At 52.6% G+C, this 21,496-nt stretch carries 17 protein-coding genes, 1 tRNA gene, 5 other RNA genes and 2 pseudogenes; 17 read left to right on the forward strand and 8 right to left on the reverse strand.

Annotated features, from left to right (window positions below):
- The first annotated feature begins 10 nt into the window (after nt 1–10).
- The 8 genes from purU (at nt 11) to xthA (ending at nt 2,891) form a co-directional block, all read left to right on the forward strand.
- Complete coding sequence (gene purU, locus JGC47_RS09425) at nt 11–859, forward strand: formyltetrahydrofolate deformylase (protein ID WP_004157801.1); 849 nt, start codon at nt 11–13, stop codon at nt 857–859.
- Nucleotides 860–1,004: 145 nt separating this feature from the next.
- Nucleotides 1,005–1,089, forward strand: a tRNA-Tyr gene (locus JGC47_RS09430).
- A 37-nt stretch (nt 1,090–1,126) separates the two neighbouring features.
- A non-coding RNA gene (locus JGC47_RS09435) (RtT sRNA) lies at nt 1,127–1,257 on the forward strand.
- A 37-nt stretch (nt 1,258–1,294) separates the two neighbouring features.
- A non-coding RNA gene (locus JGC47_RS09440) (RtT sRNA) lies at nt 1,295–1,425 on the forward strand.
- Nucleotides 1,426–1,462: 37 nt separating this feature from the next.
- Nucleotides 1,463–1,593: non-coding RNA, RtT sRNA (locus JGC47_RS09445), on the forward strand.
- Between the two features lie 36 nt (nt 1,594–1,629).
- A non-coding RNA gene (locus JGC47_RS09450) (RtT sRNA) lies at nt 1,630–1,760 on the forward strand.
- A gap of 36 nt (nt 1,761–1,796) precedes the next feature.
- Nucleotides 1,797–1,927: non-coding RNA, RtT sRNA (locus JGC47_RS09455), on the forward strand.
- A gap of 157 nt (nt 1,928–2,084) precedes the next feature.
- On the forward strand, nt 2,085–2,891 hold the full coding sequence (gene xthA, locus JGC47_RS09460; protein ID WP_013036064.1) for an exodeoxyribonuclease III: 807 nt from the start codon (nt 2,085–2,087) through the stop codon (nt 2,889–2,891).
- A 75-nt stretch (nt 2,892–2,966) separates the two neighbouring features.
- Here the strand turns inward: xthA and JGC47_RS09465 are convergent, their stop codons facing one another.
- From JGC47_RS09465 to JGC47_RS09475, 3 genes are all read right to left on the reverse strand, one after another.
- Nucleotides 2,967–3,269 (reverse strand): DUF1496 domain-containing protein, encoded by a 303-nt coding sequence (locus JGC47_RS09465; protein ID WP_004157806.1) that lies wholly within the window; start codon nt 3,267–3,269, stop codon nt 2,967–2,969.
- On the reverse strand, nt 3,266–5,191 hold the full coding sequence (locus tag JGC47_RS09470) for a DNA topoisomerase III (RefSeq protein ID WP_004157807.1): 1,926 nt from the start codon (nt 5,189–5,191) through the stop codon (nt 3,266–3,268). Before JGC47_RS09470 ends, JGC47_RS09465 begins: the two co-directional genes overlap by 4 nt.
- Nucleotides 5,192–5,353: 162 nt before the next feature.
- Entirely contained in the window at nt 5,354–5,905 is a 552-nt protein-coding gene (locus JGC47_RS09475; protein ID WP_004169947.1) for an NAD(P)H nitroreductase, read from the reverse strand.
- 201 nt (nt 5,906–6,106) lie between these two features.
- Here JGC47_RS09475 and sppA point away from each other — a divergent pair, with 201 nt between their 5' ends.
- The 3 genes from sppA to pncA all read left to right on the forward strand — a co-directional run bounded on the left by sppA (nt 6,107) and on the right by pncA (nt 9,719).
- Nucleotides 6,107–7,960, forward strand: coding sequence for a signal peptide peptidase SppA (gene sppA / locus JGC47_RS09480; RefSeq protein ID WP_004157810.1), 1,854 nt, complete (start codon nt 6,107–6,109; stop codon nt 7,958–7,960).
- Between the two features lie 123 nt (nt 7,961–8,083).
- Complete coding sequence (gene ansA, locus JGC47_RS09485) at nt 8,084–9,097, forward strand: asparaginase (protein ID WP_013036065.1); 1,014 nt, start codon at nt 8,084–8,086, stop codon at nt 9,095–9,097.
- 7 nt (nt 9,098–9,104) lie between these two features.
- The gene (gene pncA / locus JGC47_RS09490; RefSeq protein ID WP_004157812.1) at nt 9,105–9,719 is read left to right on the forward strand and encodes a bifunctional nicotinamidase/pyrazinamidase; all 615 of its coding nucleotides are present in this window, start codon (nt 9,105–9,107) and stop codon (nt 9,717–9,719) included.
- A 71-nt stretch (nt 9,720–9,790) separates the two neighbouring features.
- Here pncA and JGC47_RS09495 read toward each other — a convergent pair whose 3' ends face one another.
- Nucleotides 9,791–10,069, reverse strand: a complete 279-nt coding sequence (locus JGC47_RS09495) for a YeaC family protein (protein ID WP_004157813.1) — start codon at nt 10,067–10,069, stop codon at nt 9,791–9,793.
- Nucleotides 10,070–10,078: 9 nt separating this feature from the next.
- Nucleotides 10,079–10,489: a peptide-methionine (R)-S-oxide reductase MsrB gene (msrB, locus tag JGC47_RS09500; protein WP_004157814.1), complete on the reverse strand. Its 411-nt coding sequence runs from the start codon at nt 10,487–10,489 to the stop codon at nt 10,079–10,081.
- Between the two features lie 339 nt (nt 10,490–10,828).
- Between msrB and gapA the strand changes: the two genes are divergently transcribed.
- Together gapA and JGC47_RS09510 are read left to right on the forward strand one after the other, a co-directional pair.
- Nucleotides 10,829–11,824 carry a glyceraldehyde-3-phosphate dehydrogenase gene (gene gapA, locus JGC47_RS09505; protein ID WP_004157815.1) on the forward strand — a complete coding sequence of 332 codons (996 nt, stop codon included), beginning with the start codon at nt 10,829–10,831 and terminating at the stop codon, nt 11,822–11,824.
- A 120-nt stretch (nt 11,825–11,944) separates the two neighbouring features.
- Nucleotides 11,945–12,823, forward strand: a complete 879-nt coding sequence (locus JGC47_RS09510) for a D-hexose-6-phosphate mutarotase (protein WP_004164369.1) — start codon at nt 11,945–11,947, stop codon at nt 12,821–12,823.
- A 96-nt stretch (nt 12,824–12,919) separates the two neighbouring features.
- Here the strand turns inward: JGC47_RS09510 and JGC47_RS09515 are convergent, their stop codons facing one another.
- Complete coding sequence (locus JGC47_RS09515; protein WP_004157817.1) at nt 12,920–13,771, reverse strand: aldo/keto reductase; 852 nt, start codon at nt 13,769–13,771, stop codon at nt 12,920–12,922.
- 79 nt (nt 13,772–13,850) lie between these two features.
- Nucleotides 13,851–14,600, reverse strand: coding sequence for a MipA/OmpV family protein (locus JGC47_RS09520; protein WP_013036068.1), 750 nt, complete (start codon nt 14,598–14,600; stop codon nt 13,851–13,853).
- Between the two features lie 549 nt (nt 14,601–15,149).
- Between JGC47_RS09520 and yeaG the strand changes: the two genes are divergently transcribed.
- The 4 genes and pseudogenes from yeaG to JGC47_RS09540 all read left to right on the forward strand — a co-directional run.
- Nucleotides 15,150–17,084 (forward strand): protein kinase YeaG, encoded by a 1,935-nt coding sequence (gene yeaG / locus JGC47_RS09525; protein ID WP_004157821.1) that lies wholly within the window; start codon nt 15,150–15,152, stop codon nt 17,082–17,084.
- A gap of 72 nt (nt 17,085–17,156) precedes the next feature.
- A complete protein-coding gene (locus tag JGC47_RS09530; protein ID WP_004157822.1) occupies nt 17,157–18,437 on the forward strand; it encodes a YeaH/YhbH family protein in 1,281 nt (426 codons plus the stop codon).
- 360 nt (nt 18,438–18,797) lie between these two features.
- A complete protein-coding gene (locus JGC47_RS09535; RefSeq protein WP_013036069.1) occupies nt 18,798–19,046 on the forward strand; it encodes a hypothetical protein in 249 nt (82 codons plus the stop codon).
- A gap of 544 nt (nt 19,047–19,590) precedes the next feature.
- A pseudogene (locus JGC47_RS09540) lies at nt 19,591–21,207 on the forward strand (potassium/proton antiporter); the annotation flags it as partial.
- On the opposite strand, the pseudogene JGC47_RS18100 reads toward JGC47_RS09540, so the two are convergent.
- Nucleotides 21,202–21,285 (reverse strand): annotated as a pseudogene (locus tag JGC47_RS18100) (hypothetical protein); the annotation flags it as partial. The pseudogenes JGC47_RS09540 and JGC47_RS18100 sit on opposite strands and share 6 nt — an antisense overlap.
- Nucleotides 21,286–21,496 lie beyond the last annotated feature (211 nt).

The following is a 21,496-nucleotide window of genomic DNA, read 5'->3' on the forward strand; positions in this document are numbered from 1 at the left end:
CACCATCGCAATGCAAGCGCAAACACTGCAACGAAAAGTTCTACGCACCATCTGCCCCGATGCAAAAGGGCTGATCGCGAAAATCACTAATATTTGCTACAAACACGAGCTGAATATTGTGCAAAATAATGAATTTGTCGATCACCGCACCGGCCGCTTCTTTATGCGCACCGAGCTGGAAGGCATTTTCAATGATGCTACGCTGCTGGCCGATCTTGACGGCGCGTTGCCAGACGGTTCAGAACGTGAACTGCATCCCGCTGGTCGTCGTCGCATTGTTATTCTGGTGACCAAAGAGGCACATTGCCTTGGCGATTTGCTGATGAAAAGCGTTTATGGCGGGCTGGATGTTGAAATCGCTGCCGTCATAGGCAATCACGAAACGCTACGAACGCTGGTAGAGCGCTTTGATATCCCCTTTGCTCTGGTTAGTCATGAAGGACTGACGCGTGATGAGCACGACAACAAACTGGCTACTGAGATTGACCGCTACCAGCCAGACTACGTTGTGCTGGCTAAGTATATGCGGGTCTTAACCCCGGCATTTGTGGAGCGCTATCCGAACCAGATCATCAATATTCACCACTCATTCCTGCCCGCATTTATCGGCGCACGCCCTTACCACCAGGCGTATGAGCGCGGGGTTAAGATCATAGGCGCTACCGCGCACTACGTGAATAACAACCTGGACGAAGGTCCGATCATTATGCAGGACGTTATTCATGTTGATCACACCTATTCGGCCGAAGATATGATGCGGGCCGGTCGTGACGTTGAGAAAAACGCGTTGAGCCGTGCGCTGTATGAGGTTCTGGCGCAGCGCGTGTTTGTTTATGGCAATCGCACTATTATTCTTTGATGCGAAGGGTGCTGTTTTGTTCGACAAAACAGCATCATGCACAAAAAAAAGGCAAACGGATTTTTTTATCTTATTCGCTGCTTTACAGGGGCATTTCATTTGATATGATGCGCCCCGCTTAACCAGCGTAGCAAGTATGGCCAGTGGTGGGGTTCCCGAGCGGCCAAAGGGAGCAGACTGTAAATCTGCCGTCATCGACTTCGAAGGTTCGAATCCTTCCCCCACCACCATTTCAAATACCACGTCAGCCTGACATTCTCTTGCACGTTTATCTTCCCCACGGGAAGGATGAGAAGCTTCGACCCGAAGGTTCGAGTCGAACGCCGTGAGACAACGCCATGCAATGGCGGCCCGTAGGGCAAGGAACGCCGTGACGCGTTATCCTTCCCCCACCACCATTTCAATTATCACGTCAGCCTGACATTCTCTTGCACGTTTATCTTCCCCACGGGAAGGATGAGAAGCTTCGACCCGAAGGTTCGAGTCGAACGCCGTGAGACAACGCCATGCAATGGCGGCCCGTAGGGCAAGGAACGCCGTGACGCGTCATCCTTCCCCCATCCCCCTTTCAATTACCACGTCAGCCTGACATTCTCTTGCACATTCATCTTCCCCACGGGAAGGATGAGAAGCCTCGCCCCGAAGGTTCGAGTCGAACGCCGTGAGACAACGCCATGCAATGGCGGCCCGTAGGGCAAGGAACGCCGTGACGTGTCATCCTTCCCCCACCACCCTTTCAATTACCACGTCAGCCTGACATTCTCTTGCACGTTCATCTTCCCAGGGGAAGGATGAGAAGCCTCGACCCGAAGGTTCGAGTCGAACGCCGTGAGACAACGCCATGCAATGGCGGCCCGTAGGGCAAGGGACGCCGTGACGCGTTATCCTTCCCCCATCCCCCTTTCAAATACCACGTCAGCCTGACATTCTCTTGCACGTTCATCTTCCCAGGGGAAGGATGAGAAGCTTCGACCGGAAGGTTCGAGTCGAACGCAGTGAGACAACGCCATGCAATGGCGGCCCGTAGGGCAAGGAACGCCGTGACGCGTCATCCTTCCCCCACCACCCTTTCAAATACCACGTCAGCCTGACATTCTCTTGCACGTTTATCTTCCCCACGGGAAGGATGAGAAGCTTCGACCCGAAGGGTCAGGGACATTTCTTTATTGGCGCGAATTCTGCTACCATCTTTTCCTCTTTTTTACCCGGCAAAATGGCCCCAGCTATGAAATTTGTTTCTTTTAATATCAATGGGCTGCGCGCCCGCCCCCATCAACTGCAAGCAATCGTTGAACAGCATCAGCCCGATGTAATCGGCCTGCAGGAAACCAAAGTTCACGATGATATGTTTCCGCTTGCAGAAGTCGCCAGCCTTGGCTATCACGTCTTCTACCATGGTCAGAAAGGCCATTACGGCGTAGCGCTGTTATGTAAACAACAGCCAGTCGCCGTGCGGCGTGGTTTTGCAAGCGATGACGAAGACGCGCAGCGCCGCATTATCATGGCCGATATCATGACCCCTTCCGGGCTGCTAACGGTGATTAACGGCTACTTTCCACAGGGAGAGAGCCGCGACCATCCGACCAAGTTCCCGGCTAAAGAGAAATTCTATCGCGATCTGCACAGCTATCTCGAACAGCAGCAAAAGCCTGATAATCAGCTGCTGATCATGGGAGATATGAATATCAGCAGCGGCGATCTGGATATCGGCATCGGTGAAGAAAACCGTAAACGTTGGCTCCGCACGGGAAAATGTTCATTCCTGCCGGAAGAGCGCGAATGGATGGACAAGTTAATGAACTGGGGCCTGGTCGATACATGGCGCGCACAGCATGCGACAATTAACGACCGTTTTTCCTGGTTTGACTATCGTTCAAAGGGCTTTGATGACAATCGTGGGTTACGCATCGATCTGGTACTGGCAAGCAGGCCGCTGGCAGATCGCTGTGTGGCAACCGGTATTGATTACGATATTCGTGCAATGGAAAAACCTTCCGATCATGCCCCCATCTGGGCCGAGTTCAGCGAGTAGTTCAGCGCCAACGGGTAAGATGTCGGACTGCAGGAAGCCAGCTCATCGGCCTGCAGCCCGACCGCGTAAGGGTGATTACTTCACCATCCGCCAGATCAGATTATTGGTTCCAAGCGCGTTTTCATCACTCACGCACTGGAGTAATACGCCTTCTCTTTTTAGCACCGCCCCTTCGGTATAGTTACGGTTTTCATAGACGCAGCAGCGCTGGCATGGCGACTGAGGATCCTGATTACCCCGCGTCCACACCTCGCGCGGCATGTCCACCACCACATCGGTATTTATGCCGCTCTGGTGGCCATTGTTACTGCTATAACCTTCGGCCAGCGCCGGAACGCTCAGTCCGAGCAATAATATTAGCGTCAGGTGCCGTCTCATGTTTCGCTTTCCTTCTTTTGCGCCGTTTTACGGCGGGGCCTTTTCGTTTTGTCAGTTGCCGGAGCGGGCAAGCCGCGAAACGCATACGCTGCGGGCTGTTGTCGTGCCTGTTGAATTAAACTGTGCAGCGTTTCCACCAGCGGAGACATAAAGTCCTGATAACGACACTGCTTCTCGCTGATTTTCGTCAGCGTTGATTCCCAGTGGGCGGTCATATCCGGGCGTGCTGCCATCTCCGGCAGAGAGTGGATTAGCGCGCGTCCGGCGGGGCTGGAGTGAATGTAGCGCCCCTTCTTAAACAGGAAGGAGCGCTTAAACAGCAGCTCGATTATCCCGGCGCGCGTCGCCTCCGTACCTAAACCATCGGTCGCACGCAGCACTTTCTTGAGATCTTTATCCTGAACAAAACGTGCTATACCGGTCATTGCTGACAGTAAGGTCGCATCGGTGAAGGGGCGCGGTGGCTGTGTCTGCTTCTCCAGCACTTCGCCTCGTTCGCAAAGCAGCTCATCCCCTCTGGTGACTACCGGCAGAGGCGTGCCGTCGTTTTCTTCGTCACGCTCCTTGCTGCCCAGCAGCGCGCGCCAGCCGGCTTCCGCCAGAAAACGCGCTTTGGCAAGGAACTTACCGCCGGCGATAGCTAATTCGATTACGCATTTACGATAGATCGCATCGGGGCAAAACTGCATCAGATACTGAGTGGCTATCAGGCAATAAATCTGCCGTTCGTGATCCGAAAGAGCGACCTGACTGCTGCGCGCAGTCGGAATAATCGCATGGTGAGCATCGACCTTTTTGTCGTCCCAGCAGCGGTTCTTCTGGTCACTGTTGAAATCGCCCGGCGGGGTCAGGTTCGGCAGATGGATATTAATCGCATTCAGCACCGCGTGCCGCCCGGCAAAATGCTCATCCGGCAGATGACGGCTGTCAGAACGGGGGTAAGTAATCAGCTTATGCGTTTCGTAAAGGCGCTGGCAGGTATCCAGCACCGTTTGCGCACTGAGTCCGAAGCGTTTACCCGCCTCAATTTGCAGGGCGGAAAGCGAAAACGGTAACGGTGCCGTCTCGTTTTCACGCTTATCGTTATAGCTGGTGACATGAGCGGGCTGTCCGCCGATCCGGGCCACCACATGCTCCGCCAGCGGACGATGCAGCAGACGCCCTTCATCATCCTGGTAAGGCTCACAGGAGTCGCTCGGCTGCCACAGGGCGACAAAACGCTCGTCTGCGGGCGTAACAATGTGGGCACGGACTTCGAAGAAGTCTTTCGCCACAAAGTTTTCAATATCTTCATCGCGACGCACCACCAGCCCCAGCACCGGGGTCTGGACGCGACCTACGGAAAGCACGCCGTCATAGCCGGCATTGCGCCCTAACAGCGTGTAGGCCCGGGTCATATTGATTCCGTACAGCCAGTCAGCACGTGCACGCGCCAGCGCGGAAACACACAAAGGGATAAACTCGCGGTTTTCACGTAGCCGCCCTATGGCCCTTTCCACCGCCTGGGGGTTGAGGTCGTTAATCAGACAACGCTGCACTTGCGCATGTTTTTCAGCGGGTAGCGTCAGGTAATCCAGCACTTCATCGACCAGCAGCTGGCCTTCCCGGTCCGGGTCACCAGCATGAACCACCACGCTGGCCTGCGACAGCAGCCCTTTGATCACATTGAGCTGTTTGGCCACCGACGGACGTGGCTGCAACCGCCATTTTTCCGGCACAATCGGCAAATCGGCCAACGACCAGCGGGCGAAACGGCCGTTATAGCTGTCAGGCTGCGCCTGCTCCAGCAGGTGGCCGACGCACCAGGTCACCACCTGGTCGCTGCCACAGGCAATGTAGCCGTCACCACGACGATGGGGTTTGGGCAAAACATCCGCAATGGCGCGGGCAAGACTGGGTTTTTCGGCGATAAACAAACGCATCCGCGGGGAATTTCCTGCTCAGGATTGGGTGACAAAAATGGCCCTTCCGGCCTGCTTCTTTCGGCTTGCGCCCATCAGTCCGGGCAAAACAGGCTGAAGGGCCGCCACGGCCTGCACGCGCATCCGGCGACAGGCACATCGTTTATTTTCTGCGCTAATCATTTAAAAGTAGCTAATTAATGCGCCGCTGTCCGGCGGGACAACGTGGGTTGAAGATTTGAGCTGCGGCGTTCCGAGGTAGAGGAAACCGACAATCGCATCCTGGGGGCGACAATGAAACGCTTCGCGTACCGGCTCTGCCTCCGTCCAGGCTCCGCTACGCCAAATACCGTTGAACCCCTGCGCGACAGCGGCCAGTTGCATCGCCATAACGGCGCATCCGGCGGAAACCACCTGCTCCCAGCGCGGGACTTTAGGATGGTCTTCGCAATGGGCTACTACGGTAATGATCATCGGTGCCCGGTAGGGCGCACGCCGCGCTTTCTCAATCGCTTTCTCATCCAGCCGTGCATCGTGCGACAATTTTTCCAGCAGCGCGCTGAAACGGTCACGTCCTTCATTTTCGATAATAATAAAACGCCAGGGCTTAAGCGTGCCGTGGTCGGGGGCGCGCTGGCCAGCAGATAAAATATGCTTTAAGGCTGCACCTGCCGGGGCTGGCTCAACCAGACGGGAGGCAGAGCGGCGGTTGATCAGTAATTCCAGAGCATCCATAGCATCCATAGCATCCTCCTGATAATGATTGTCTCAGGCAGAAACTAGCACAGGATGATGTTTTGTTACAGCATTGCACTTTTTCCTGCTGACAATTTCGCCCCTGCTAATTAGGATGTCAGGCATTATTGCCCGGTTTAGCGGATGCGATGTGGTAATCTTCCTCCGCACCGGGCATTTCATTGCCATTATGGAGAGTCTATGCGCGTGTTATGGCGGATTATCGCTACTATCTTTAAGTGGACGTGGCGGGTGCTTAACTTCGTTCGCGAATTTGTGCTTAACCTGTTCCTGATCCTGCTGATTGTTGTCGCCCTGGGGCTTTGGTTCCAGTTACATAATGCCAGCACGCCGGCAGCCACGCAAAAAGGCGCGCTGGTCGTCAACCTGAGCGGCGTGGTGGTAGATAAACCGTCCGTCAGCAATAAGTTCAGCAAGATTGGCCGCCAGTTGTTAGGTGCCAGCAGTGACCGCCTTAAGGAAAATTCCCTGTTTGACGTGGTGGACGCCATTCGTCAGGCAAAAGACGATGCGAATATCACCGGTGTGGTGCTCGACCTGCGTAACTTTGCCGGCGCGGACCAGCCATCGCTGCAATATATTGGTAAAGCGCTGCGTGAGTTCCGTGACGGCGGTAAACCGATCTTCGCCAGCGGAGAGAGCTACAGCCAGGCACAGTACTATCTTGCCAGTTTTGCTAACAAAATTTACCTGTCGCCGCTGGGTAACGTTGACCTGCATGGTTTCGCTACCCACAGCCTGTATTATAAAACCCTGATCGATAAGCTGAAAGTCAGCTCCCATGTGTTCCGCGTAGGCACATACAAGTCAGCGGTAGAACCTTTCCTGCGTGACAGCATGTCACCGGAGGCGCGAGATGCTGATGGTCGCTGGATCGGGAAACTGTGGCAGAATTACCTTAATACGCTGGCCGCTAACCGCCAGATAACAGCCGATCAGGTCTTCCCTGGCGCACAGGGCATGCTGAACGGGCTACAAAAATTTGGCGGTGATACCGCTCAGTACGCAAAAGAGAATAAACTGGTGGATGAACTGGCTTCTGCGTCGCGGGTTGAACACGAATTAGCCAAAACCTTCGGCTGGGATAAAGAAGCGAACAATTACCGCGGCACCAGCATCTATGACTATCAGGTGAAAGACAGCAGCAGCGACGGTAATGTGGCGGTGATTCTGGCCAGCGGTGCGATAGCGGATGGCGAGGAAACGCCGGGCAGCGTTGGCGGTGATACCACCGCGCTGCAAATCCGCGCCGCGCGCCTCGATCCTAAAATCAAAGCCATCGTCTTCCGCGTTAACAGCCCGGGTGGCAGCGTGACGGCATCTGAAACCATTCGCGAAGAACTGGCGGCGGCGAAAGACGCTGGCAAGCCTGTAGTGGTTTCTATGGGCGGTATGGCGGCCTCAGGCGGCTATTGGGTATCAACGCCGGCAGATTATATTATTGCCAGCCCGAATACGCTGACCGGCTCCATTGGTATCTTCAGCGTGATCAACACCGTAGAGAACTCGCTGGAGGCCATTGGCGTCCATACCGACGGCGTGTCGACCTCACCGCTGGCAGATGTAGCCAGCACCCGGGCGCTGCCAGCGGAAGTGCAGCAGATGACGCAGTTAAGCATCGATAAGGGTTATCAGAACTTCATCGATCTGGTCGCTAAATCGCGTCATAAGACCCCCGGGGAGATTGACCAGATAGCACAGGGGCATGTCTGGACCGGCAGTGATGCGAAAGCTAACGGGCTGATCGATGCGCTGGGTGATTTTGATGATGCGGTTACCAAAGCGGCAGAACTGGCAAAACTGCACACGCCACAGCTGAGCTGGTATCATGACGAGCCAGGTTTGCTGGATATGTTGGTCAGCCAGGTCGAAGTTGCGGCACATGCAGCGCTGCCAGCCACCCTGAAAGCGTATTTACCTGCGCCAATGCTTGATGTGATGTCGGCAATGAATAAACAACCGGGCCTGATGGATAAGCTCAACGATCCGCAAAACCGCTATGCTCTCTGTCTGACCTGCGGAGATGTGAAATAACGGGCAGCGCCGTACATGTTTCAATTGTGTGACGTCACCTTAGCCCGGCCATCATTGGTCGGGCTGCTTTCACCCCTTTTTCCCATTATACTGCGCTCTTTGAGTCACTCCCTGAGTTTACCAATGCAAAAGAAATCCATTTACGTCGCCTATACTGGCGGGACCATCGGCATGCAGCGCTCCGAACAGGGTTTTATTCCGGTCTCCGGGCATCTGCAGAAACAGCTGGCCAATATGCCAGAGTTCCACCGGCCAGAAATGCCTGATTTCACCATCCATGAATATCAGCCTTTGATTGACTCATCAGATATGACCCCCCAGGACTGGCAAACCATCGCCGAGGATATAAAGCAAAACTACGATCGCTACGACGGTTTTGTCATCCTGCACGGGACGGACACCATGGCGTTTACCGCCTCGGCACTCTCATTTATGCTGGAAAACCTCGCCAAGCCGGTTATCGTGACCGGGTCACAGATACCGCTTGAACAGCTGCGCTCCGACGGGCAGCAGAATTTGCTGAATTCTCTGTTTGTCGCCGCTAACTACCCGATTAATGAAGTCACGCTGTTCTTCAATAATACCCTGTACCGCGGCAACCGCACCACCAAGGCACATGCCGATGGCTTCAACGCTTTTGCCTCGCCCAATCTGCCCCCCTTGCTGGAAGCGGGTATCCATATTCGACGTCTCAATACCTCTCCGGCCCCTGCTGGCGATGGAGCATTGGTGGTTCACCCTATCACCCCGCAGCCGATCGGGGTCGTTACCCTCTATCCCGGTATTTCGGCCGAAGTGGTGCGTAATTTTCTTCAGCAGCCGGTTAAAGCGCTGATCCTGCGCTCTTATGGCGTCGGTAATGCGCCGCAGAATAAAGCGTTTCTTCAGGAGCTGTGTGACGCCACCCGGCGCGGCATTGTGGTGGTGAATCTGACTCAGTGTATCTCCGGTAAAGTCAATATGGGCGGTTACGCCACCGGAAACGCGTTGGCGCATGCAGGTGTGGTGAGCGGCGCAGATCTGACCGTTGAAGCCACGTTGACCAAGCTGCACTACCTGCTGAGCCAGGATCTGACCAGCGATGAAATCCGCCAGCTGATGAAGCAAAATTTGCGCGGCGAACTGACCCCGGACTGAGGTAACGATGAGAATACGTCAGGCATTGTTGTTAATAGACCTGCAAAATGACTTTTGTTCCGGCGGGGCTTTGGCCGTCAGCGAAGGGGAACAGACCATCGCCGTCGCTAATCGCCTTGCTGCCGAATTTCAGCAACGCGGCGAGGCAGTCATCGCCACCCTCGACTGGCATCCTGCAGATCATGGCAGTTTTGCCTCTAACGCCGGGACAATAGCGGGAACCCTGGGCGATTTGAACGGGTTACCACAAATCTGGTGGCCGGATCATTGCGTGCAGCATAGCCAGGGTGCGCAGCTGCATCCTCTGCTCGATCGCGCAGCAATCAGCCTGCTGGTGCACAAAGGTGAGAATGCAGAAATTGATAGCTACAGTGCATTTTATGATAATGGCCATCGCCAGCAGACGCGGTTACACGGCTGGCTGCATGAGCATGGCATTACGGCCCTGACTGTGATGGGCCTGGCGACCGATTACTGCGTGAAGTTTAGCGTGATGGATGCACTGGATCTGGGCTACCGGGTGACGGTGGTGAGAGCGGGCTGCCGTGGCGTCAATCTCCATCCTGATGACAGTGAAAACGCCCTGATGACGATGGCACAGGCAGGTGCCATCATCATTTAACCGTGAGTGCGGCGGGGCCGGAACGGGCTGCCCCCGCTTTGGTTGCAGTAATTTATTCCTGCAGGAATAAATTACTGCAACCTGATGCGAGTTACCGTCTCATCGCTGATACCGAACTCCTCTTTCAGCTGCTTTTTGCTTTTCATAACTATTTCCCCGCCCTTAGCCACACTCATATGCTGCGGGTTATCGTTATTTCTCGCCTGCCAGAGTAGCACCAGCTGCAGGCTGTGCTCTTTTTGCTCCGGCGTCAGCGCAACGCCATCGGCCCATTTGCCGGTTTCTACGGCGGTGACCAGTCGCTGATACACTTCCGCAGTCATGCCGTCGATCATCTCATCCAGTTCCATCATCACTCCTTAGCCGGGCGTTTTATTGCCATCGCCATCAGTAAAACTTAGCGCCGCTGAATTAACACAAAAGCGTTCGCCGGTTGGCTGCGGGCCATCCGGGAAAACATGGCCAAGATGAGCGTCACAGCTGCCGCAGCGAATTTCAATGCGCTGCATGCCGTGGGTGTCATCCTCAAGATAGCGGATAGCCTCATCGCTCCAGGATTGATAAAAGCTGGGCCAGCCACAGCCTGAATCATATTTAGCCCCGGAGAGGAACAGCGGTGCCTGGCAAATCAGACAATGATAAATGCCTTCGCTTTTATTGTGCAGCAGCTTGCCGGAATAAGGAGGCTCAGTACCACGCTGTTGCGTTACATAGTGCTGCATATCCGTCAAGGCGTTTTCGGGTGAAAAAGAGGTGTCTTCATTAGCCATATTGGACTCTCTGACCAGGTTAATCTGCCATTTACAGCGCTTATTCTAACAAACACTTAACAATGTCAGGTGAATTTTTCGTATTCACCCGGCAACCTTTGCAGAGCTGGTTTAAAATTGTGATGCAGATCACCATTCAGAGCATGCGTCCCTTTAGATCAGAACAAACTGCCCCAAAATCAGTCCTGCCATTGGTGAGAAAAGCGGTTTTATCTTGAATAATTCCTGTTCTGAGGTTGATTTGTCACAACGATTGACACGATTCCGCTTGACGCCTGGTAAGGTTTTTGTAATTTTACAGCCAACCTTTTATTCACTATCAACAAGCTGGTGGAATATATGACTATCAAAGTAGGTATCAACGGTTTTGGCCGTATCGGTCGCATCGTTTTCCGTGCTGCTCAGGAACGTTCTGACGTAGAAATCGTTGCTATCAACGATCTGCTCGACGCAGATTACATGGCTTACATGCTGAAGTATGACTCAACTCATGGTCGCTTTAACGGCACTGTAGAAGTCAAAGACGGCCATTTGGTTGTTAACGGCAAAACCATCCGCGTTACTGCTGAGCGCGATCCGGCGAACCTGAAGTGGGATGCGGTTGGCGTTGATGTGGTTGCTGAAGCAACCGGTATCTTCCTGACCGATGAAACTGCTCGTAAACACATCGAAGCTGGCGCTAAGAAAGTGGTACTGACTGGTCCGTCCAAGGATGATACCCCGATGTTCGTAATGGGGGTTAACCACAAGGCTTACGCGGGTCAGGCTATCGTTTCTAACGCATCCTGCACCACCAACTGCCTGGCACCGCTGGCGAAAGTGATCAACGATAAATTCGGTATCGTTGAAGCATTGATGACCACGGTACACGCCACTACGGCGACTCAGAAAACCGTTGACGGCCCGTCTCACAAAGACTGGCGCGGCGGCCGTGGCGCATCTCAGAACATTATCCCTTCTTCTACCGGTGCGGCTAAAGCGGTTGGAAAAGTGATCCCTGAGTTGAACGGCAAGCTGACCGGTATGGCGTTCCGCGTTCCTACACCTAACGTTTCCGTTGTTGACCTGACTGCACGTCTGGAAAAGCCTGCTTCTTATAAAGAAATTTGTGACACGATTAAAGCGGCTGCCGAAGGTGAATTGAAAGGCATTCTGGGCTACACCGAAGATGAAGTGGTTTCTACCGATTTTAACGGCGAAAAGTTGACCTCTATCTTTGATGCAAAAGCCGGTATCGCCCTGAACGATAACTTTGTGAAACTGGTATCCTGGTACGACAACGAAACAGGTTACTCGAACAAGGTGCTGGACCTGATTGCTCACATCGCTAAATAAGTTATCAGCCGTATAAACTGGAACAGCTTAAGGCAGTTTAAGTTTTAAGGCTGGATGTGAAACGAACCTGAGGGCGACGCATGTCGCCCTTTTTGTCGCTTAACTTCTTGAGGCTGACTTATGAACGAGAAAATATTCTCCCTGCCTGTGCATAACCAGTTGACCCCCTACCTTTCACAGCGACAAATGGGCGAGTTACCGGTCATGGTCATCACCCATCCGAAAGTTCGCGCAGCCGTCGCCCTTCAGGGCGCCCATCTGGTTGCCTGGCAACCCAGTGGTGAAAAACCCGTTATCTGGATTAGCGATAAAACCCCGCTACGTGACGGCAAAGCGATCCGCGGCGGTGTGCCTGTCTGTTGGCCCTGGTTTGGCCCGGCCGGCGAGCCAGCACATGGCTTTGCCCGTAACCTGCCCTGGGAGCTTTCCGCACATGATGAGAACGACCAGTGCGTGATGCTGACGCTGGCACTGAAAAGCAGTGAAAAAACCAGGAAGTTATGGCCACACAACTTTACCCTGTTTGCCCGGTTTCGTCTGGGCGAACGCTGTGAAATTGAACTTGAAGCACATGGCGAATTTGAGTCAACCGCCGCGCTGCACAGTTACTTCGCGGTGGCTGATATCGATGGCGTTTCGGTCAGCGGCCTGGGGCCGAACTACATTGATAAAGTTAAAGATGGCCTGACAGGAACGTCTGACGACGGCGTACAGACCTATCCTCATTGCACTGACCGAATTTACACGCAGCCTGAAAACCGCAGCATTATTAGCGATAAAAGCGGAGAGCGGGTAATTGAAGTTCATCACCACCATCATAGTGACGTTGTCACCTGGAATCCGGGACCGGAGCGGTCATGCAGCATGGCCGATATGGCCAATGAGGGTTATAAAACCATGGTTTGTGTTGAAACGGCGCATATTAGTCAGCCAATGATCAGCCGCGACGACAGGCCAGCCCGCCTGGCAACCACCTTCAGGGTTCACAGCAAAAAGTGAAGTTTCCGTGGCGTGTCCGGCACCAACTCCTGACTGAATAACGCCGCGCAATGCTGATGCAGCAGTGCCGTCAAGCGGTTAAGGCCGCCTGAGACTTCAAACGACGTCCAGCGGCACCCTTACCGTTGGCGGCGGGAATGCCTGATTAATCAGGGCCAACTCATCGCTGTTAAAGGTAATACCCAGCGCCGCAGCATTATCCTTTACGTGCGCGATACTGCTGGCTTTGGGGATCGCAATAACTCCGTCATTGCGGATAACCCACGCCAGCAACAGCTGAGCGATGCTGATGCGTTTTTGTTGTGCTATCTGCTGCAACACCGGGTGGTTCATCAGGGCGCCACGCAGCCTGCCCGCCCGGGCGAGTGGGCAGTAAGCCATAACCGGCATGCCTTGCTGCTGACATGCCGGCAATAAGTCGAACTCAACGCCGCGCGAGGCCAGATGATAAAGGATCTGGTTGCCGGCACAGGTGTTACCGCCCTTTTCTGACCATAGCTCTTGCAGAGAGTCGCTATCGAAGTTCGAGACACCCCATCTGCGGATTTTACCCTGCTGTTGCAAAGCGTCCATTGCCCTTATCGTCTCTTCAAGGGGGATATTACCGCGCCAGTGAAGAAGATAGAGATCAAGATAATCTGTTTTAAGGCGTTTAAGGCTGCGTTCACAGGCTGCTAACGCATCAAATTCGCCGGCATGCCAGGGGTAAAACTTTGATACCAGCCAGGCGCTGTCGCGCCGACCGATCAGTGCGTCACCGACGACCCGTTCCGCACCGCCATCGGCATACATCTCTGCTGTGTCTATCAGGGTAAGGCCCATGTCCAGCCCCGCCTGTAAAGCAGTGACCTCTTGCCGATGCTGCCCGGCCTCTTCCCCCATAAACCACGTACCCTGTCCGATAGCAGGCAGGACTGCGCCATCAGTGAAAACAACCGTTCGACTCATCAGACTCTCCCTGCTTTGTTTTGGTGCGCCGTGATGATGCAAAGGGCCTGATATGCACTCAATCAGGGCGTCGGGATAATCAGAATGTGTAGCTCATCCCGGTAAATAACACCATTTGTGCATTTTCATCCACCATCGGGCTGTCTTTAATTTCACTGCCAGGACGTAAATAGCGACCGGACAACATGGCATTCCAGTTTTCACTTATTTTCCATCCCGCGCTCAGTTCCAGATAAGGACTCCAGCTGCTATCGGGATCGTCAGCCTCAAGGCCACTTCGTTGAGATTCATCCGAGGTGATACCGTAATAATAGCGGTTTTGAGGAGCACTGTTCCACAGCGCTCCGATGCCCGGCGTCAGGCTGAACTGACCGGATTCAAAGCGATAAAGATATGCCAGATCCCAAATCATACCGTTGCTGTTATTCAGCATGTCGCCTGCCAGCGTGGTTCGAACGATGCCCCAGTCTGCGCTATGACGATATGCCAACCCGCCCATCAGCGTCATTCGGCGCTTGTTTAGCAATTTCATATCGGCGTCATCGGCACTATCAGGATCGTAATTTTGCGGTGAACCGATTAAGGTTATTGACAGCTGATCCTGCTGGTCTTTCCACAAATAGTACCCCGCCTGCAAGCTATGAATGTAGAAGCTGTCCCCTTCATAGTTGATTACAGGCAATGGAAAGTAGCGATCCTGGCCACTTTTATACGGGCTTTGAATGTAAAGCAGACCGGCTCCCAACGTTAAGGGATTGGCCTGTGCCACCGGAGCAACAAAGCAGCCGGATAAAAAAGCACAAAGAGTAGTAAATTTGAAATGGTTCACAACTTGTTTAATCCATAGATATAACAATCGAACTGACATTCTAAACAAGATCTGTACCCTGAGTCAGAAAATCACACAACCTGCAACACTCTGAATTAAGTTTTGGCAATGCGGGCCATCGTACAGCTCAGAAGGTTTGAAAATCCTGTCAGGGCGCAGCAGTCAAGGCTGACGCGGAGCATCGATGTAACTTTGTGCTTGAATTTCATTGAAAATTAACGCTAATTCAGGAAATTTTTTGAATGCGATCTACGCTTAATAATGAAGCGCCTGGCTCTGGCAGCAGGCGACCATCATTTTCAAAGCAGGCCTGTAAATCATGACAGATTGGCATAAGGGTTGCTGTACTCAACCATGAATTCTTCAGGAGTGGTTATTTCTTCAGCTCCTGGTACCTGTGCTATACCCGAATAATTCGGGTTGCAGGAGAGCAGCTTACCCGCGAGGCGCGAGCACTTATCAAGTCAAGTGATTCGGCTAAGCAAGCGAAGCAAATCCATCTGCAGCGCGGAGTATTTCCGGTACATAAACAAAAGGACGGGCAACGCCATGAATATATTCGATCACTATCGTCAGCGTTATGAAGCTGCCAAGGACGAAGAGTTCACACTGCAGGAATTCCTGACTATTTGCCGTCAGGATCGCAGTGCATACGCCAATGCGGCGGAACGACTATTAATGGCCATCGGTGAACCCGTGATGGTCGACACCGCTCTTGAGCCTCGCCTATCACGGCTATTCTCCAACCGCGTTGTCGCGCGTTACCCGGCGTTCGAAGAGTTTTATGGTATGGAAGAAGCGATTGAGCAGATCGTCTCCTATCTGAAGCACGCTGCGCAAGGTTTGGAAGAAAAGAAACAGATCCTCTATCTGCTTGGGCCAGTGGGCGGGGGTAAATCCTCTCTGGCTGAACGGCTAAAATCGCTGATGCAGCGCGTACCGATTTATGTGCTCACCGCAGACGGCGAACGCAGCCCGGTCAACGACCACCCGCTGTGCCTGTTCAATCCACAAGAAGATGCCAACATTCTTGACAAAGAATATGGCGTACCGCGCCGCTATCTGGGCACTATCATGTCGCCCTGGGCCGCCAAGCGTATGCACGATTTCGGCGGTGACATCACCCGTTTCAAAGTCGTGAAAGTCTGGCCGTCGATACTGGAGCAGGTGGCTATCGCTAAAACCGAGCCGGGCGATGAAAACAACCAGGATATTTCAGCGCTGGTAGGAAAAGTTGATATCCGCAAGCTTGAAAATCATGCGCAGAACGATCCTGACGCTTATGGTTATTCCGGCGCTCTTTGCCGGGCGAACCAGGGGATTATGGAGTTTGTAGAGATGTTTAAAGCGCCAATCAAGGTGCTTCATCCCTTGCTTACCGCTACTCAGGAAGGGAACTACAACGGCACGGAGGGCATTTCCGCCCTGCCTTTTAACGGCATTATTCTGGCGCACTCGAATGAATCAGAGTGGGTTACCTTCCGTAATAACAAAAACAATGAAGCCTTCCTCGATCGCGTTTACATCGTTAAGGTGCCTTACTGCCTGCGCGTTTCAGAGGAGATGAAAATCTACGAAAAGTTGTTGGTTAACAGCGAATTGGCTCATGCACCCTGTGCACCGGGAACGCTGGAAACGCTGGCGCGCTTCTCCATCCTGTCACGTTTGAAAGAGCCAGAGAACTCCAGCACCTATTCAAAAATGCGCGTCTACGACGGTGAAAGCCTCAAGGATACCGATCCTAAGTCGAAATCCTATCAGGAATATCGTGATTATGCCGGCGTCGATGAGGGGATGAATGGGCTGTCTACGCGCTTTGCCTTCAAAATCCTTTCGCGCGTCTTTAATTTCGACCATGCTGAAGTGGCAGCGAACCCGGTCCATCTGTTCTATGTGCTTGAACAGCAGATAGATCGCGAGCAATTCCCACAGGAACTGGCCGAAAAATATCTTGAATTTCTTAAGGGTTACCTGATCCCGAAATATGCCGAATTTATTGGTAAAGAGATTCAAACCGCCTACCTCGAATCCTATTCAGAATATGGTCAGAACATATTCGACCGTTATGTTTCCTATGCTGACTTCTGGATTCAGGATCAGGAATATCGCGACCCGGATACCGGCCAACTGTTCGACCGCGAAGCGCTGAATGCGGAGCTTGAGAAGATTGAAAAACCGGCCGGCATCAGTAATCCAAAAGACTTCCGTAACGAAATCGTCAATTTTGTGTTGCGCGCCCGCGCTCATAATAGTGGCCGGAATCCTAACTGGACCAGCTACGAGAAGCTGCGCACGGTGATTGAGAAAAAAATGTTTTCCAATACTGAAGAGCTACTGCCCGTCATTTCGTTCAACGCGAAAACGTCCACCGACGAGCAGAAAAAACACGACGATTTTGTCGATCGCATGATGGAGAAAGGCTACACCCGTAAACAGGTTCGCCTGCTGTGCGAATGGTATTTACGCGTAAGAAAATCGTCCTGATCCGGCAGTCGCATCCGTTCGGGCAAGGGCCGTGCGCCCTTTCCCGGTTGGCAACCATGTTTAGGGGGAGCTATGGCCTATTTTATCGATCGGCGTCTTAACGGTAAAAATAAAAGCGCGGTCAATCGCCAGCGTTTTTTGCGCCGCTACAAAGCGCAAATAAAACAGTCGATCTCCGGGGCCATTAATAAGCGTTCGGTCACCGACGTCGACAGCGGCGAATCCGTCTCGATTCCAATAGAGGATATTAACGAACCGAGTTTCCATCAGGGACGCGGTGGAGAGCGCTATCGCGTTCATCCCGGCAATGACCATTTTGTGCAAAACGACCGCGTTGAGCGTCCTCAGGGCGGTGGCGGAGGAAGCGGCAGCGGTCAGGGCAATGCCGGCAAAGACGGTGAGGGGCAAGACGAATTCGTTTTCAATATCTCTAAAGACGAATATCTTGACCTGTTATTCGAGGACCTGGCGCTACCGAATTTGAAGAAGAATCAGCAACGACAGCTTACCGAATATAAGACCCACCGCGCCGGTTACACCGCGAATGGCGTGCCGGCAAATATCAGCGTGGTACGTTCATTGCAGAATTCTCTGGCGCGGCGCACGGCCATGACCGCGGGCAAACGGCGTCTGTTGGCGGAATTGGAGGATGCTCTGCTGCGGGTGGAACAAAGCGAACCCGCTCAGCTGCTGGAGGAACAACGGTTACGTAAGGAAATTGAAGAGCTACGTGCTCGTATTAAGCGCGTGCCTTTTATTGATACTTTTGATTTGCGCTATAAGAATTTTGAAAAGCGTGCTGAACCTTCCAGTCAGGCAGTGATGTTCTGCCTGATGGATGTCTCCGGGTCGATGGATCAGGCCACCAAAGATATGGCTAAGCGTTTCTATATCCTGCTCTATCTGTTTTTAAGCAGAACCTATAAAAACGTCGATGTGGTTTACATTCGCCATCATACTCAGGCGAAAGAAGTGGATGAACAGGAGTTCTTCTATTCTCAGGAAACCGGGGGAACTATCGTTTCCAGTGCGCTTAAATTAATGGATGAAGTAGTCAAGGAACGCTATGACCCGGCACAATGGAATATCTATGCGGCGCAAGCCTCAGATGGTGATAACTGGGCTGATGACTCCCCTTTGTGCCATGAAATATTGGCCAGGCAGATTTTGCCGGTGGTACGATACTACAGTTATATTGAGATCACCCGGCGCGCTCATCAAACTTTGTGGCGTGAATATGAACATCTGCAAAGCACCTTTGATAATTTTGCCATTGAACACATACGGGAGCAGGAGGATATCTATCCGGTGTTCCGTGAACTGTTTAAAAAACAGACAGAAGAAAATTACTGAGTCAATCCCCCTCAGCCGAGATTACATCGGTTGGGGTGCTGCTCCCTGTTGCCGCCTTGTGGCTTTTACCTCAATCTGCAGGAAGTTGCCTCCCGCCTTTGAGAGTCTGCGCTGAAAAAGCTCCTTATCAGCCTGCTCTTTTAATTATTCAACTTGTTAGTGGCACTTTTATCCGTTCGGTCACGGCATAAACTCCACTAATTTCCTGAGCAAAAGAGCTTGACTGTTGAGTTTCCGAAAATTTTTGCAAAAATCAATCCTGATAAGTGGTTTCTGGTAGAGAAATTATCACTCAGTTATATAATTCACTGCTATTTTAATAAGTTATTTATGTTTCGTTTATAACCAGTGGATTAAAGCATGTATGAAATTTCCGGATCCTCTCTCCCCCTCCAACTTCAAACGCTGGGCGCACCCAACAACAGCGAAAAGTCTCGCGTAGTAAACGCAAAGTATTCAGCTACATTAGGAGGAAAATTGCTCAAAGTAGAAAACAACAACGGGAGTAGCTTTGTCATGGCTATGCCCCGTGGCGATTCCCTTTATATTGAAGGGCTGGCAATACGTAAGTGGCCGGACTTGATCCTCCCTGATCCCGCAAATGGCTGAATGAATATTTAACAATATGACCTAATCCTGAACAGGTTACTCTGAATAAATAAGGTGTTGCCATATGATGGCCTTACAGCGGTGCCACCTTATCTTGTTCAATGCACAATGCGGCCGCATCACAGCTGGCAACGCTGGCCTGCTTCGCTTCAACCCCCTTAAGCGACAAAAATACAGATGTCGCATCCCCTGTTATCGCTCAGGCCATCGGTTGTCTGAATGCACCCTGCCCGTTTGCCATAAATAAGGTCATAAGTCACGATTAACCGGGCGCACCGCGTTTATAAAATTGTCCCATATCCGCTCATGCTGGCAATCGATAGCCTGATTGCCTTTTGTTAGCGCTGTGAACAACATTTATTCCTCTGAATTTTACGCTATTATATCGTCACTTTATTTTTGGCGCTTTAAGTCTCGTGATTCGCTTACAGTTTTTGACAATCAGCCTCGTCATACAACACAATATAAAAATAGTTTAAATTCTAAACAGGAGAAATACACATTGGAAGCCAGCGCGATTTACAGTCTCTTCATCATTGGTTCAGTGCTGGTTGCCGCAAGCATTCTGCTAAGCTCTTTTTCCTCCAGGCTGGGGATCCCCATTCTGGTTATTTTCCTTGCGCTTGGCATGCTGGCTGGCGTAGACGGTATCGGTGGCATTGCCTTTGATAACTACCCCGCCGCATACCTGATAAGCAACCTGGCCCTTGCGGTGATCTTGCTCGATGGAGGAATGCGCACCCAGGCCAGTTCTTTTCAGGTCGCTTTAGGTCCGGCACTTTCACTGGCAACGGTTGGCGTTCTTATCACCGCCGGGTTGACCGGATTGGCCGCCGCGTGGCTGTTCGAATTGAATTTGCTTAACGGTTTTCTGGTGGGTGCGATTATTGGCTCCACCGATGCGGCAGCCGTATTTTCACTGTTGGGTGGCAAAGGGCTGAATGAACGCGTCAGCGCCACGCTGGAAATCGAATCTGGCAGCAATGACCCGATGGCCGTTTTTCTCACCATCACGCTGATAGAGATGATCCAGCAGGGGCAAACGGGGCTTAGCTGGATGTTTGTCGTGCATCTGGTACAGCAGTTCGGCCTGGGTATTGTACTCGGTCTGGGCGGCGGCTGGGCGCTGCTGCAGGTGATCAACCGCGTGTCGCTGGCCAGCGGCCTTTACCCACTGCTGGCAGTCAGTGGCGGCATTCTGGTTTTTTCGCTGACCACCGTGCTGGAAGGCAGCGGTATCCTTGCCGTTTATCTGTGTGGTTTTGTGCTAGGAAACCGCCCAATCCGTAACCGCCACGGCATTCTGCAGACTTTTGACGGCATGGCATGGCTAAGCCAGATCGGGATGTTCCTGGTGCTGGGCCTGCTGGTTAACCCCGCTGACCTCTGGCGTATTGCTCTACCGGCTACCCTGCTTTCGCTCTGTCTGATTCTGGTGGCTCGCCCGCTCTCGGTAATTATCGGGCTGTTACCTTTCCGTGGATTCAATATTCGCGAGCGTATGTTCATCAGCTGGGTAGGACTGCGCGGTGCGTTACCCATCATTCTCGCGGTGTTTCCGATGATGGCGGGCTTGCCCCACGCGGCGTTGTTCTTCAATATCGCCTTCTTTGTGGTGCTGGTTTCACTGATGGTTCAGGGCACTTCGCTCGGATGGGCCGCACGTAAAGCACGGGTGGTGGTGCCGCCGCTGGCGTCGCCTATTTCCCGCGTCGGGCTGGATATCCATCCTGAAAACCCCTGGGAACAGTTTGTCTACCAGCTTAGCGCCGATAAATGGTGCATCGGTGCAGCACTGCGCGATCTGCGTATGCCGCGCGAAACGCGTATCGCCGCGCTGTTCCGCGATAACCTGTTGCTTCATCCATCCGGCAGCACCCGTCTGAAAGTCAATGATGTGTTATGCGTTATTGGCCGTGAGCGCGATCTGCCCGCCCTGGGCAAACTGTTCAGCCAGTCGCCGCCGGTGTCGTTAGATCAGCGTTTCTTTGGTGACTTTATCTTGCAGGCTGATGCCCTGCTACAGGATGTCTCACAAATTTACGGCATTGAACTGGATGAAGAAACGGATGCCCAACAAACGCTGGGCCAACTGGTTTCCGGGATCATCGGCGGCGCACCGGTGGTAGGCGATCAGGTAGAGTGGAAAAATATGTTGTGGACGGTCGCAGAGAAAGAAGCTAATGAAATCGTCAAGATAGGCGTAAAGGTACAGGAGGAGTAATTTCCCGGCCTGCATGCAGGGCCGATCGCTTGTCAGTACAGCGTGCTATCAGCCCGATTCGAAAACCGCCTCTGTTTAACACTGGCGGTTTTTTCATTATCTTCTGGCTCATCTTGTTGTCAAATAAGCTTTATTTCGCTGCTATTACTTTGTCACTGACTTTATTTTTTCTGATGCGATTTTTCTAAGTTTAATCTTTGACCACCTTTTAGGATTTTCCCGTATT

This window comes from Erwinia amylovora, from assembly GCF_017161565.1.
GTDB lineage: Bacteria > Pseudomonadota > Gammaproteobacteria > Enterobacterales > Enterobacteriaceae > Erwinia > Erwinia amylovora.